Raw genomic sequence first — 14,440 nt, forward strand, 5'->3', positions numbered from 1 at the left:
TGCCACACCGCGAGGTACGCGGCCCGCGCGGGATCGGCGCCTTCGAGCTTCGCGATGATCGTCGCAAGCAGAGCGGTGCGCCAGGAGTGCTCGGCCACCGACTCCGGGTCGCGTACGCCGGCCATCCACCAGCCGGTGCGCTTGGTCTGCTTCAACGTCCCCGCCTCGTACAGGAAGCGCGCCACCGCGGACAGGTCTTCGGCCACTGTCGGGCTCCTCTCACGCCTCGGCTGGGGGTACCTCCCACGCCCTTAAGGCAGTGGGGGAGGATCGCGTAACGGATGCTTTCCAGCTCCCGGTGCCCGCGCGCCGACAGCTCACGGCTATCCAACATCACAGGCAGCCGGTCGCGCAGGGCACGGTCTGCTGTGACCGCATCCGCAGCGGAGCGCGGCGACGACGGCCGCGTAACAGCCGTCGAGCTGTGGAGCACTGATGGATCGTGGGCTCGCGACCGAGCAGGACGGTCCGGCCCGCGGTGAAGGCGGACAAGGGCGTTGCCAGTTCGCACGACATCAGCCGCATCGTCTCCCGTCGGGACCTGTTGTCAGTGGCCTGATCTAGAGTTCCGGTCACTTGATCGCTGCGGGTGCAGGAGGCACACATGGGGTGGGTGTCGGCCGGCGACTATGAAGTTGCCCTAGACGACGGCAAGGTGGTGTGCCGCAACGCGGCGGGGAGGCGGTTGAAGTCCGTGCCGCCCAAAATCGCCGACGATCCGGCCGTGATGGGCCTGCGTCAGCTCGTCGAATGGCTGGAACGGCACGAACACCGGTGCCTGACCGACGTGGAGCGCTGGATGGTGCGCTCCCTGCCGGTGCCGTTCGCCGTCCTCGCGCAGGTGTGGCCCGACCCGGCGTGGCAGGCGGCACTGCGCGATCTCGTCGTCACCGGGGAGGACGGCGAAGTGGCCGGATTCCTGCGGGACGCCGACCCCGAGCGCGGCCTCGGCCTGGTCGACCTCGACGGCGACACCGTCCGCATCACCCCCGGCCTGGTCCGCCTCCCGCACCCAGTGCTCCTCGAAGACCTGGAGGACCTGCGGGAGTTCGCCGTCGAACTCGGCGTCGAGCAGCGCGCCCAGCAACTGTTCCGCGAGGTCTGGCAGCGGCCCGCCGCGCTCGACACCGAGGGCACCTCCGTCGAGGAGTACGCGGGCGGCGCCTTCAAGGAACTGCGTTTCCTGCACGGCAGGGCGGCCCAGCTCGGCTATCGCGTGCGCGGCGGGAACGCCGTCTGCTCTGTCCTGGAGGACGGCCGGGGCGTCGAGGCTCGGGTGTGGATCGGCGACTACGAAGGCTACGAGGAGACCGAGACCGGTCCCCTGACCTTCACCGACTCGGCCGGCCGGGCCCTCAAGCTCGGTCAGGTCGGGCCGGTGGCCTGGTCGGAGGGTATGCGCATGGCGGCCTCGCTGTACGCCGGGCGGGACATCGAGGACGAGGAGCAGGCGACATGACGACGTACGACGAGACCACTTCCGCGGTACTGCTCGACGCCGGCGCGGTCCTGCCGCCGGGCACCACCGGCCGCGAGGACGCCGACGTCCTCACCGTGCGCACGTACACGCATCCCGCGCTGGACGAGCGGAAGATCGTGCGGCTGGTGCCGGGCACGCTCGGCGAGGCGGAGGACCTGGCCCTGGAATTCCTCGGCCTGGTCCGGGAGCCGGAGACGCCCGAGGTCGGACAGGTACGCCGGGAGACGCTCGGCTTCCCCGCCTGGGCGCTGGTCAACGACCCGGCGAACGGCCATCACGCGCTGGCCCTCGTCAAGGACGTCGAGCGGCTCTCGCGGCAGGCCAAGTCCCGCCCCGGCACCGCCAAGGAGGGCTTCGAGGCGCTCGGTGAACGGCTCGGCCGGTCCGTGCCGCACTTCCTGCCGACCTTCTACGAGCAGGCCGCCCGCGTCTTCCTCCAGCACGAGAACACCACGTACGCCGCCGCGTTCTTCGGCAAGGCCCGCGAGGCCGAGCGGGTGCACGCGCTGGCCGTGGACGAGGAGCGGCAGCGGGCCGTCTTCCTGGAGTTCGCGTTCGCCGGGGCGCTGACCGTGAAGGCACTCAAGGAGCACGTCAAGGCTCTCGCGGCACGCCTCAGCCCCGCCGAGGCCTGGTCCCAGTTCCGCCAGCTCACGGTGGAGCGGTGCGCGGCCGGCATGCCGCCTTACGCCTCGCTGCCGCAGGACGCGCGCGGGCTAATCAAGGCCGCGGGCCTGGACCGGATCGCCGAGGAGTGCGCGTTGGTCGCCGACCTGATCGCCTCGCCGGCGGCGGTCCGGGCGCCCACGTCCTTCTGGAACACCTACCGGGCGACGCTGGTGCTGCTGGCCGAGCAGCAGCCCGCCGTGCGCACCCGGCTGCTGGAGATCATGCCGTCCGGCCTGGGCCGCTCCACACAGGACGACGAGTTCTGGCTGGCGCTCCTCACCGAGTGCGGCGCGGATCTGCTCCTCACCGCAGAGGCCGAGTCCGACGTCGACGCGGCGGACTGGCTCAGCCGCTGGTCCCTGCACCGCAAGCACGGCTCCTCGGTCAGCGGCCGGTCGCCGGCCACGATGGCGCTCGTCGAGCGAATGGCCTCGCGGCTGCGTGACGACGGACGGCCCGTGGACCTCTTCACCGGCCGCTGGCACGCCGGAGCCGACCTGGACCTCCTCGACCTGTGCTTGACGGAGGGCGTGCCGCTGACGCTGCCCGGCGCCGGCCAGAACGTCTTCCTCCCCGTGAGCCAGTGGCTGAAGGACACCGCGCCGGGGCGGCGCGAGCTGACAGCCATCGCGGCCGACCCGCGCCACCGCCGGCTGCTGTATGTGTCCGTCGGCAACCTCAGCGGCCACCGGCCCGACGCGCCACTGCTGGAAGGGCTGGCAGGTCATCCCGTCCTCGCCGACGTGCTGCGCGAGTGGCTGGAGGACGCGGCCGAGGAGCTGACCGCCGCGGCCGGTCTGCCCGCCGCGCACGCGGCGCTGGACAAGCTGCGCCCGTTCCGCACCATCGCGGACCGGATCAGCCCCGCCGCCGTCGCCAAGGTCGCCGCGCACGAGGTCGCGCCGCTGCTCGGCCGTACGCTGCGCGCCGGCATCCCGGACGAACTGGGCTGGCCCGCCCTGGAGGAGGCGCTCGGCCGGCTGGACGCCGAGACCAGGCGCGACCGCGACGACAACCTGCGCGTCGAGGAGGCCTGGCCCGCGCTGATCCTCGCCCGCAAGCACAAGGTGATCGTCGTCGGCCCGGAGGGCATCCTCCTCGAACACGATCTGCGGCTGCCCGACGGCCTGGACCGCTGGCAGCGTCCGTCGTTCCGCTTCACGGACGGCGAACTGCTGGTGACATGGCGGGACGGCAGCAAGCAGTTGGGCTACTGGTCGGCCCGCCCGGCCGACACCTTCTCCCTCGGCGGCGAAAAGCTCGCCCACTGGTACGGCGCCAACGACGCCGGCGAACCGTCGATCCCGCTGCCCGGAGGCGGCCGGGCCACCGGCGGGCGCACGCTGCACACCGGCGACACCGTCCTGCCGCCGAGCCGCCGCATCCTCGGCGACGGCACCTCGTACTGGCGTGAGGGCCGGCAGGGACGCAAGCACGTGTGGCTGGAGTACGACCCCGCCACCGGCACGCACGGGCGCGCCTCGCTGCCCGCGTTCCTGCAGACGGGCATCCGCGAGGACGCCGCCCTGCTCCAGCAGCACTGTGCGGTGCTGCCGCTCCAGCCCGGTCTGGAGCACAGCCCGTTCGGCACGGACGGCACGGTCCTCGGGCGCTGGGTGCGCGAGGAGGGCGAGGGCGCCGAGGCCCGCACCACCGCCGGCACACCGGACGGACGCACGGCCTCCCTGCCGAAGGGCCGCGACGGCGTCGCGCGGGGCGTGCCGGTCGGCGCGCTGCGGCTCCCCGGAGGGGCCGAACCCGTCGTCGTCAGCCTGCACCGGGGGATCGCCTTCTACACGGCCCAGGGCGCCTCCGAGCTCGGGGAGTCGGGGCGTGTCACCCCGCTGGAGCGGGGCGGCCAGTTCGCCGCCGGCACGCGGCTCGTCCCGCCGGTCGACTTCTGGCACGCGATGCGGCCACGGGACGAGGCGGCGTCCGCGGTCCTGCGGGCACTGACCGACGAGCAGGCTGCCACGGTGCTGCACGCCGGGGCGGAGGCGCTCGCCGAGCATGCCGTGCGGTGGGCCGCGGCCAAGGCGGCCGAGGCTGCTACGGCGGGGAATCCCGCTGGGGCTGGAAACCCTGCCCCGGCCGCCCCTGCCCTTCCCAGCTCCGACGAGGTACTGCGCGGGACGGTCTCCCGTTGCCTGCCGGATCTCACCGAGCCGCACCTGCTCACCGGTGTCTCCGCCCTGGTGCGGGCGGTGCTGCGGCTCGCGGAGTCGACCGCCGCGTTCATGGCCCCGCCGGTGGAGCAGAAGCCCCTGGAACGGCAGCGCGTCGCGGGCATGTACCTCGACTACAGCCCCCGGCACGCGGACGACAAGACGCTACGGGAGGCCACCAAGGGCCTCGCCCATCAGCAGGGCTGGTGGGGCGGCGGGCAAGTGTGGAACGCCGTCCGGCAGATCCGCGCCGTGAACCACGTGCTGTCCGGCAAGCCCGCCGACGGCAGGCCGCTGCCCGAGCGCTCCCGCACGACGGGGGCCGCCGAGGGCTGGTGGAGCGACGAGTTCACCATTCCGGCCATCGGGGTGCTGTGGCCTTCTCTGCTCGACGTGCTGCGGCCGCTCGCCTACCGCGCCGCCTCCCCGGTCGTGTCCGACGCTCACCGGGAGGCCCTCCTGGTGCTGTTCGAGGTGATCGCGGACGGGCGGCTGGCCGCGGCCGACGGCGCCGCGCTGCGGGAGATCGTGCTGAGCGAGCCGCAGGACAACCACGAGCGCCTCGGCCAGGTGCTGCGCCGGGACGGCCGTACCGTCGTGGTGCTCGGCTGCCAGCAGGTGGACCGGGCGAACGGGCGCGTGCACTGGCTGGCCCTGGACCACGATCCGTCCGGCGCGTTCGGCGCGATCGCCCACTTCGTGCTGGAGCGGGAGAAGGCGCACCCGCCGGTGTTCCCCGCGAACGCCCTGGCCGCCGTCACCAAGCTGATCCGGGACAAGGGCGCCGCCCCCTGGCAGCCGGACGCGCCGGACGCGCTCACCGCCGCGACCGGCGGCGCGCTCGGTCCCGTGCAGTCGGCGCTGCTGCTGGCCGGCAAGCCAGAGGAGATGGCCACGGACACGCTCGCAACGATCGGGCTGAAGCCCCGCCAGAAGACCTTCGGCGACAGCATGCTGGCCTCCTTCCGGCTCGGCGACGGACCCGCCCTCGTCGGCGCCCTGCTGCCCGACAGCCCGGGTGACCTGTGGACCACCGGTCCGGACACGGCGGCCGCGGGACGCGTGTGGGAGGAGCGGTTCGGCGGATTCGTCCGGCTCCCCGAGGACATCGCCGCCGATCTCGAACTCGCCGGGGTGTCCATCGGCTCGGTCGAGGACGTGCTCAACCCGACCCGCACGCCCTGGATCAGCCGCACCACCGTCCAGCGGACCGGCAAGAACGGCGACCTCGTCCCCGACGACGTGCGGGCGCTGCCCAGCCGCTACCAGCTGACGAGCGCCGTGGCCTCGCTGGCCGGGCTCGCCTACACCCTGCCGTACGGCCATCCGCTGCGCGCCGTCCTGCCCGAGGGGCTCGCCGCGGTGCGCCGCCGGCTCACCGACCCGGGACTGCTGCTCGATCTCGACGTCACCTGGGCGGAGAAGGGCACGACCGCGCCCGGACTGCGCAAGGCGTACGGCATGCCCGCCACCGGCGGCACCGGCGCGGACGGTCTGACGCACCTGGGTGACGCGCTGGTGCTGCGCCCCTGGCACCAGGATCAGGAGGCGGTCCTGGTCCGCCCGGCCGGGCTGACCGGGGCCGACGACACCGTGTTCGGGCTCGTCGAGGGCCTGGCGGGACCCGGCCGCGGCAGCGGGCTGCGGGCACTGCGGACCCTCCTCGGCGACGACCTCGCCCGCGCCCTCGCCGTCGGCATCGGCCCCCGGGAATCCGACCGGCTCGACGGGCCCGGCGGGCACGCCCAGGACCCGGCGGTCACCGTGCCGGAGCTGGTGGCGGAGGTCGCCGGGGCGCATGGTCTGAGCGAGGACGCGGCGGCGCTCTACCTCCAGTTGCTCGCCCTGCCCGACCCCACGGACCGCAACTGCGCCCGCTGGACCGGCTGGAAGCCCGCCCGCATGAAGAAGGCCCGTGCCGAACTCACGGCCACGGACCTGGTCGTGGAGGCCAAGCGGTCGCGCGCCGGGCGCACCTTGTTCCTACCGTGCGGCTGGCTCGATCTCAAGGCGCCCGCGCTGCCGGTCGAGGTGTGGAAGGTGGGCCTCTACCCGGTGCCCGGGCACTCCCGTGCGGTGCCTCTGGTGCCCGTGCCCGAGCTGTTCACGCGCGCGTGGGACCGTGTCCGCGCCGGTGACGCCCCGGCCTACGAGGAACTCACCACCCGCGCCACCCGCAAGGGCCGCAGCCGATGACCACCGTCCCCCGTACCTGGAAGAACACGCGCCGATGACGACCACCCTGTCCCCCGCCCCGGCCCGCCAGATCGTCCCGCGCGAGGATCTGCACGCCACCGAGCTGGCCTTCCTCGCCGCGTACGACGACGGGCCGCGTCCGCCCGCCTGGCGGCTGACCCCGCGCGCCGTCGTCACGTTCGTCATGGGCAGCGACGGGCGGGCCCTGAAGCTGCCCGACGGTGCCGAGACGGCCGACGGGGCACCGCGCCGGCTCGTGATCGAGGGCAAGTTCGTGGGCGACCGGGCCCTGGTCGAGCGGTGCGTGGTGACCCTCGCGGGCGAGCGCGGTCTGCTGCTCGTCGGCGAGCCCGGTACCGCCAAGTCCATGCTGTCGGAGCTGCTGTCGGCCGCCGTGTGCGGCACCAGCGGCCTGGTCGTGCAGGGCACCGCGGGCACCACGGAGGACCAGCTCAAGTACGGCTGGAACTACGCCCTGTTGCTGGCGCAGGGGCCGAGCCGGCAGGCGCTGGTTCCCTCGCCGGTGCTGACCGCCATGCGCCGGGGCGGTATCGCACGGGTCGAGGAGGTCACCCGCTGTCTGCCCGAGGTGCAGGACTCCCTGGTGTCGTTGCTCTCCGAGCGGCGTATCTCCGTACCCGAACTGGCGGGCTCGGAGGACGCGTTGGCGCACGCGGCGCCCGGTTTCAACCTCATCGCCACGGCCAACCTGCGTGACAAGGGGGTCTCGGAGATGTCCGCGGCCCTCAAGCGCCGCTTCAACTTCGAGACGGTCGGGCCCATCCCGGACCTCGACGCCGAGACGGCGCTGGTGCGCAGCCAGGCGCGGGCGTCCGTGGAGCGGGCCGGGGCGCCGTTCCATGTCGACGACGCGGTGCTGGAGGCGCTGGTGACGGCCTTCCGGGATCTGCGCGAGGGCCGGTCGGCGGAGGGCTGGGAGGTGGAGCGGCCCTCCACAGTGATGAGCACTGCCGAGGCCGTGTCCGTGGCGGGAGCGCTGGCTCTCGCCGCGGCCTACTTCCCGGGGGACCGTGACGTGCTCGGCCTGCTGCCGGGGCACCTCCTGGGCGTGGTCCGCAAGGACGACCCCGCCGACGCGGCCCGGCTGCGCGGCTACTGGGACGGTCCCGTCCGCCGCCGCGCGGAACAGGGTTCCGCCACCTGGCGCACCCTGTGGGACCTCCGTACGGTCCTGGAGGGCTGACGGCCGTGTCCCTCTCCCCCCGCCTCACGCCGGTCGCGGCCGGCCCCCGCCCCGGTCCGGGCTCACCCGACGAGGCTCTCGCCGCCCTGACCAGCCCTGAGGCGCCCTATCTCGTCGGTGTACGGCATCACGCGCCGTCCCTGGCCGCGGCCATGCCCGCGCTGTTGGACGAGGCGAAGCCGGACGTGCTGCTCGTCGAGCTGCCGGCCGAGATGCAGGAGTGGCTGCCGTGGCTCGGGCACGAGGAGACGCGGGCCCCGGTCGCGCTCGCCGCCGCCCCCGGTGACGGGAGCGGCGGCGCGGGACCGGCGTTCTATCCGTTCGCGGACTTCTCGCCCGAGCTGGCCGCCGTGCGCTGGGCGGGCCTGCGGGGCGTGCCGGTGATCGCCTGCGATCTGCCGCTCGCCGACCGGGCGTGGGGCGAGGGCCGGGCCGCCGCTCCGGCGCCGGGCGACGGCGGGCCCGGGCTGGCCGCCGCACTGCGGTCCGGGCTGAGCGGCCGTCCCGGGGACGACCTGTGGGACCGGCTCGTCGAGGCCACCGCGCCGGGCTCCCCGCCGGAGGCCCTGCGCCGGGCCGCCCTGCTCACCGGCTGGGCGCTGCGCGAGGACGCGGCCGCGGCGGGCGGCGTTCCCGAGCTGGATCTGCGGCGGGAGCGGTGGATGCGGACGCGGCTCGCGGAGGCCACCGCGGGCGGGGAGCGGGCCGCCGTGGTGCTCGGGGCCTTTCACGCCCCGGCGCTGACGGGGCAGCACGCGGAGGAGGCCGCACGGGCCGGGAAGACCGGGGAGTCCGGGGAGGCTGCACGGGCCGGGGAGTCCGGGGAGGCCGCACGGGCCGGGAAGACCAGGGAGACCGGGGAAGTCGCCGACGCGAACCGCCCCGCGTGGATCACGTCCCTCATCCCCTACACATACGCCCTGCTGGACGAGCGGTCCGGCTATCCGGCGGGCATCCGGGACCCGGAGTGGCAGGACATGGTCCTGCGCGCGGCGGGGGATCCCGAGGCGCTGGAAGAGGCGTTGACGCGGGCGGCCGTCCGCGTCTGTGCCGAGCTGCGGAGCCTCGGTCACCCGTCGGGGCCCGCCGACGCGCGGGAGATCGTCCGGCTCGCCTCCGACCTGGCCCGGCTGCGTGGGCTGCCCGCGGCGGGCCGGGGTGAGCTGGTGGAGGCCGTGCAGACGGTCCTGACGCAGGGTGAGCCGTACGGGCGAGGGCGGGCCGTGGCGCGGGCGATGGAGCGGGTGCTCGTCGGCACCCGCACCGGGCGGCCCGCACCGGACGCGCCGCGCTGCGGTCTGGCCCCCGCGGTGGAGGCCGAGGCGGCGGAACTGGGCCTGCCCGGACCGGCGGACGGGGTGCCCGGTGCGGCGCGGGACCTGCGTCTGGACCCGCTGCGGTCCGACCTCGACCGGCGCCGCGAGCTGCTGCTGCGTCGGCTGACGGTGTGCGGGGTGCCGTACGGGGAGGCGAAGGAGGTCGTCGGCGCGGGGGGTGCCGAGGCGGTCACCTCGCGCTGGGAGGTGCGCTGGACGCCCGCGACGGCGGCCATGCTCACCGCGGCCGGCGTACGCGGGGTCACCGCCGCCCAGGCCGCCGAAGGGGTGCTGCGCGAGCGGCGGCGCCTGGAGGAGGACGAGGGCGGGCCGACGGCCGCGCAGGCTCTCGACGGGCTGGCGGGGGCCGCCGAGTGCGGTCTGACCGCGCTCGCGGACGAGCGGCTCGCCGACATCGCCGAGGTACTCCCCCTCGCCGGCACCCTGCCCGAACTGCTCGCCGGACTGGCCCTGTTGGACCGGCTGCGGGCCGGTCACATCCCCGGTCTCGGCGACGACGAGGACCGTACGGCGCGGGCGGCGGCCGTGGCCGGGCTGCTCACGTCGGCGGCGGTACGCCAGGTGGACGGCCTGACCGGCTCCGAGGACCCGGCGGACGCCCACGCCCTGCTCGAACTGGCCCACCGCGCCGACGCGTTGGGCGGTATCCGGCTCACCGACGCCCTCGCCCGGCTGGCCGCCGGCGGCTCCCCGCTGATGCGCGGTGCCGCCGGGGCCGTACGCGTGCTGCTCGGGCAGGAGGATCCGCGGGTGTTCGGGGACCGGGTGGCCTCCTGGGTCGACTCGGCCGCCGACCCGGACTCGCGGGCCGCGCTCACCGCGCGGCTCGGCGGGCTGCTGACCGCTGCCGGACCCCTGCTGGAGGCCGCGGCGCCCGCGCTGGAGCCCCTGCTCGACCGGGTCTCGGAGCTACCCGACCGGGAGTTCCTCGACCGGCTCCCGGCGCTGCGCGGCGGCTTCGACGCCCTCAGCCCCGCCGCCCGCGACCGCCTGCTGGCGGCCGTCGAGGAGCGCCTGGACGTGGCGCACATCGCGGACACCGGCGGTATCGACCCGGCCGCGCTCGCCGCCTGGACGCGGGCGGACCTCGCCGCTCGCGAGACTCTGCGGACGCTGGGGCTGCTGCCCGCGCCGGCCCCGGCGGATGCCGGGTCCGCGTCCGCGTCCGAAGGCGGGACCGCGGCACCTCGGGCCGAGGGCGCTCTGCTCGCCCCCGGGGATCGCTGGCGGCTCGTCCTGGGCCGTAGAAAGGATCAACTCCCGTCCTCGGCCGCCTCGTTGGCGACCGCGCTGGACGAGCTGTACGGCAGCGGACGCGGGGAGGGAAGCCGCGGCGATCTGAGCGGGCCGGGCTCGGGCGGTGGCCGGGAGGTGCCGTATCCCGGCGTGCGGGAGTGGTCGGAGGAACTGGCGGTGCTGTTCGGTCCGGGCATCCGGGAGGAGGTGCTGGCGGCGGCCGCCACGTCGGGCCGCAAGGACGTGCTCGCCGAACTGGACGCCGACAGCGTGCGCCCCTCGGTCGACCTGTTGCGCACGGTGCTGCGCCACGCGGGCGGCCTGCCCGAGGCCCGGCTGGCGGCACTGCGCCCGCTGGTCCGGCGGCTGGTCGAGGCCCTGACCCGGGAAATGGCCACCCGGCTGCGGCCCGCCCTGCACGGTACGGCCCTGCCGCGCCCCAGCAGACGTCCGGGTGGCGGCCTCGACCTGCCCCGCACGCTGCGCGCCAACCTGGCGACCGCGCGCCGTACCCCCGACGGCACGATCCAGGTCATCCCCGAACACCCGGTGTTCCGCACGCGCGCGCGGCGGTCGGCCGACTGGCGGCTGATCCTGGTCACGGACGTGTCGGGGTCCATGGAGGCGTCCACGGTCTGGGCCGCGCTCACCGCGTCGGTACTGGCCGGGGTGCCGACCCTGTCCACGCACTTCCTCGCCTTCTCCACCGAGGTCATCGACCTCACCGGGCACGTCGAGGACCCGCTGTCGCTGCTGCTGGAGGTCAGCGTGGGCGGCGGCACGCACATCGCGGCGGGCCTGCGGCATGCCCGCGAGCTGGTCACGGTGCCCTCGCGCACCCTCGTCGTGGTCGTCAGCGACTTCGAGGAGGGCTATCCGCTCGGCGGGCTCCTCGCCGAGGTCCGCGCACTCGTCGGGGCGGGCTGTCACGTCCTGGGCTGCGCGAGCCTCGACGACACGGGACGGCCCCGCTACTCCACAGGCGTCGCCGGTCAGCTCGTCGCCGCAGGCATGCCCGTGGCCGCCCTCAGTCCGCTCGAACTCGCCCGCTGGGTAGGGGAGAAGATCACATGAGCCCGGACCTGACCCCGGAGAGCCCCGGCCGGGGGTTGCCTCCGGTCGTCCCGTCCGTCACCGCCGAGCTGGTCGAGGCGCTGTCTCCCCGGCTCCGCAAGCGGCTGGACGCGGGGGTCGCCAAGCTCGCCGCCCGTCCGGCGGTGCGCGACGGCGACACCGTGCGAATCGCCGTCGACGACGACACCGACCTCGAACTGCACGCCCCCGGCGGCATGGTGACCAACGCGGACGCCATCCGCTGCGGGTGCCTGCTGGCGCCGGACTGTCTGCACCGCGCGGCCGCCGCCTCGGCCGCACCGGTGGCCGACGACGCGACGGAACCGACAGAAACGAAGAAATCGACAGAACCGACGGAAGTGACGGAACCGACGGAACCGACTCAGGAGACGCAGAAGGAAATACAGGAGGAGGAGAAGGAGGCCGAGACCGCCGGGCCCGAGGAACGCGCCGCCGCCCGTGCGGTGTTCGCCGCGGCGGCCGCCGTCCTGGAGGCCGGCACGGACGGGGCCGGCGCCGTGCTCCAGGCGGAGTTGCTGCGCGCCGCGCACACCGCACGCCTCGCGGGTCTCCCTCGCGCCTCGGCCGCCGCGGTCTCCGTGGTCACCGGGGTGCGCGCGGCCCGTTCCGCCGACCCGGCGTACCGTCTCGCCGACCTCGCGGACGCACTCGGTGGCGCCCTGGGCGTGGCCCACCGTCTTCCCCACGCCACGGGTCCCGACCTGGCCGGACTGCGCGGTACGGCACGGCAGCCGTACCGCCCGGACGGCTCCTTGCGGCTGTACGGCCTGTTCTCCGAGCCGGTGCTCACGGCCACCGGGTACGCGGGTGCGGTCACCTGGACCGCCGACGCCGAGGGCCGCCTCTACACGGTGTCCGACGTGGCGCCCGGCGGCCCCGGCCGCGCGACCGGCGCCGCCGACCGTGCCGTGCGGATCGGCGATACGTCCCTGACACACCGTGAACTGGCGCGCGCGGGCCTCGCCGTGTCGGGCGCCACCGTCTCGCCCACGGGACGCCTCGGCGCGGGGGCGGGAGTACGGGCGGTGCGCGCGTCCGGCGCCGCATGGCGCGGCGAGCCGCTCGACCGGCTGTGGGCCGTACCCGTCGCCGACCAGGTGGCGCGGGCTCTCGGCGGCGGCCATGACCTGCTGTTCCTCGACGTGACGCTCATGGGCACGGTCCGGGAGGCGACGGGCGACTGCCTGCTGGCCGACTGCGCGGGCGTGCCGCTGCGGCTGGCCACGGCTCATGACGCTCCCGCCCTGCCATACCGCGACAATCTGCGTCTGCTGGCGACGGCCGGGGGCAGGAGGCTGCGGGTCGTCGCCCGGCTGACACCTGGACCGCGCCCCCGCGCGCTGCTGCTGGCCACCGAGCACCCGAGCGACCCGGCCGCCCGGGTGGACCTGGGTCTCGACCGGCTCCAGCACGCCGACCTGCCCGCCGCAAAGACGCCAGCCGCCGCTCCGGCTCCGGTCGTGGACGAGGCCCCGCTACATCTGCTGCGCCGACGGGTCCACCAGGTCGTGTCGGGAGGCCGCCGTGTGCTGGCCTTCCCGGGGAGCGCGGCGGGCGACGGGGCCCGGCTGCGCCGCGTGGGGCTCGGCACGGCGGGGGACCTCCTCGACGAGCTGCACGCCGCCGCGGCGGACCGCGCGCGGGACGCGTTCGGGCGGCTCCTGCCGTCCGACTCGGGCCGTTTCGCGGGCGCGTGGCTGGCGGCGGCCGTGTATACCGGCGAGGTCGAGCGGACGCTGTGCGCGCAGGCCTGGGGGGTGAGCGCGGTCCCGGCGTGAGGGTGATCGATGCCGGTGTGAGGGTCGCCGCGGGTTCCCGCTCCTTTAGATGTTCCCGTTCCTTTAGGTCAGGATCTGACCTGTATCCCTCCTAACGTGGTCCACGAACGCGGAACACACCCCACGGAGACGGAGACCTGCCATGTCCCAGAACACCCTCGCCCCGGCCCTCACCGGAGAGCGCGCCGACCTGCTGGAGACCCTGGGCAAGCACCGCGACTTCCTGCGCTTCACCGCCAACGGCCTGACCGACGAGCAGGCCGGGCTGCGGACCACGGCCAGCGAGCTGTGTATCGGCGGCCTGATCAAGCACGTCACCTCGATCGAGCGGAACTGGGTCTCCTTCATCATTGACGGCCCCTCGGCGATGGGCGACTTCGAGAACATGACGGAGGAGGACTTCGCGCGGCGGGCCGACGAGTTCCGGATGCTGCCCGGCGAGACGCTGGCGGCGGTGCTGGAGAACTACGCCGAGGTGGCTCGCCGTACCGACGAGCTGGTCGCGTCCCTGCCCGACCTCGACGCGGCGCACCCGCTGCCGGCGGCGCCGTGGTTCGCGCCGGGCAAGCAGTGGTCGGCCCGCCGGGTGCTGCTGCACGTGATCGCCGAGACCTCCCAGCACGCGGGGCACGCCGACATCATCCGCGAGTCCCTGGACGGGGCGAAGACCATGGGCTGAGCCGGCTCCCCGTCAGGACACCTACATCCGCCTACTACCGCACCCGCCAGGCACTGCTCGCCGCACTGGTCCGGCGCCTGGTCGCCCTCGACCAGGCAGAACTCCAGGCGATCGGAGAGCGGACACCCGTGCCGCGGGACGCCGAGGAACTGGCAGCCGGAATCGCCGCCTTCATCGAGCACCGGCTCACAGGAGACGGCCGCAGGCGCTCCCTCGCGCGCTACGCGTGCGCCCTCGAGAGCGTGCACCACCCCGAGCTGCGGGAGATCCTCGTGCCACGCCAGAACGCCGGACGACAGGTCGTACGCGACTTCCTGACCGCGCAAGGCGTCGCGGACGAAGACGCCAAGGACCGCACCATCACGCTGCTGACCTGCGTGGACGGGCTGGTCTTCGACCGCCTGGTCAACGGCGGAAGCGTGTCGTCCCAGGAGATCCGCGGACTGGTGGCGGCGGCCCTGCGATAGCCACACCTATCGAGCTCCGTACTCGCGCTTACGGAGTGGCGCCTTCGATTTCGATGGCGAGGGCGCCGAGCCTTTCCTTTTCCGGTGGGTAGATGGCGCGGATGTTGGCGAGCTGTTGGTCGCGGGTGGCGGTC

At 74.7% G+C, this 14,440-nt stretch carries 8 protein-coding genes and 1 pseudogene; 7 read left to right on the forward strand and 2 right to left on the reverse strand.

Going from position 1 to position 14,440, the window contains the following annotated elements; all coding sequences use genetic code 11:
* The coding region (locus OP79_RS46255; protein WP_033329217.1) for an HD domain-containing protein at positions 1 to 206 on the reverse strand (206 nt) is incomplete at its 3' end.
* 398 nt (positions 207 to 604) lie between these two features.
* On the opposite strand from OP79_RS46255, the gene OP79_RS46260 reads away from it, so the two are divergent.
* From OP79_RS46260 to OP79_RS46290, 7 genes are all read left to right on the forward strand, one after another.
* The gene (locus OP79_RS46260) at positions 605 to 1,459 is read left to right on the forward strand and encodes a DUF4132 domain-containing protein (protein WP_033329218.1); all 855 of its coding nucleotides are present in this window, start codon (positions 605 to 607) and stop codon (positions 1,457 to 1,459) included.
* Positions 1,456 to 6,510, forward strand: a complete 5,055-nt coding sequence (locus tag OP79_RS46265; RefSeq protein WP_033329219.1) for a hypothetical protein — start codon at positions 1,456 to 1,458, stop codon at positions 6,508 to 6,510. Before OP79_RS46260 ends, OP79_RS46265 begins: the two co-directional genes overlap by 4 nt.
* Positions 6,511 to 6,544: 34 nt before the next feature.
* Positions 6,545 to 7,714 (forward strand): ATP-binding protein, encoded by a 1,170-nt coding sequence (locus OP79_RS46270; RefSeq protein ID WP_033329220.1) that lies wholly within the window; start codon positions 6,545 to 6,547, stop codon positions 7,712 to 7,714.
* 5 nt (positions 7,715 to 7,719) lie between these two features.
* A complete protein-coding gene (locus OP79_RS46275) occupies positions 7,720 to 11,361 on the forward strand; it encodes a vWA domain-containing protein (protein WP_051745709.1) in 3,642 nt (1,213 codons plus the stop codon).
* Positions 11,358 to 13,160, forward strand: a complete 1,803-nt coding sequence (locus OP79_RS46280; protein ID WP_033329221.1) for a hypothetical protein — start codon at positions 11,358 to 11,360, stop codon at positions 13,158 to 13,160. The genes OP79_RS46275 and OP79_RS46280 overlap by 4 nt, the downstream gene beginning before the upstream one ends.
* A gap of 142 nt (positions 13,161 to 13,302) precedes the next feature.
* Entirely contained in the window at positions 13,303 to 13,839 is a 537-nt protein-coding gene (locus OP79_RS46285) for a DinB family protein (protein WP_033329222.1), read from the forward strand.
* Positions 13,836 to 14,306 carry a TetR/AcrR family transcriptional regulator gene (locus tag OP79_RS46290; protein WP_033329225.1) on the forward strand — a complete coding sequence of 157 codons (471 nt, stop codon included), beginning with the start codon at positions 13,836 to 13,838 and terminating at the stop codon, positions 14,304 to 14,306. The genes OP79_RS46285 and OP79_RS46290 overlap by 4 nt, the downstream gene beginning before the upstream one ends.
* A gap of 28 nt (positions 14,307 to 14,334) precedes the next feature.
* Here OP79_RS46290 and OP79_RS57680 read toward each other — a convergent pair.
* A pseudogene (locus OP79_RS57680) lies at positions 14,335 to 14,440 on the reverse strand (ASCH domain-containing protein); the annotation flags it as partial.

This window comes from Streptomyces yerevanensis (assembly GCF_000716805.1).
Classification (GTDB): domain Bacteria; phylum Actinomycetota; class Actinomycetes; order Streptomycetales; family Streptomycetaceae; genus Streptomyces; species Streptomyces flaveus.

What these genes read in the sequence shown, in the direction of transcription:
- OP79_RS46260 (WP_033329218.1), top strand. Translation starts at nt 605, where the DNA reads ATGGGGTGGGTGTCGGCCGGCGACTATGAAGTTGCCCTAGACGACGGC.
- OP79_RS46265 (WP_033329219.1), top strand. Translation starts at nt 1,456, where the DNA reads ATGACGACGTACGACGAGACCACTTCCGCGGTACTGCTCGACGCCGGC.
- OP79_RS46270 (WP_033329220.1), top strand. Translation starts at nt 6,545, where the DNA reads ATGACGACCACCCTGTCCCCCGCCCCGGCCCGCCAGATCGTCCCGCGC.
- OP79_RS46280 (WP_033329221.1), top strand. Translation starts at nt 11,358, where the DNA reads ATGAGCCCGGACCTGACCCCGGAGAGCCCCGGCCGGGGGTTGCCTCCG.
- OP79_RS46285 (WP_033329222.1), top strand. Translation starts at nt 13,303, where the DNA reads ATGTCCCAGAACACCCTCGCCCCGGCCCTCACCGGAGAGCGCGCCGAC.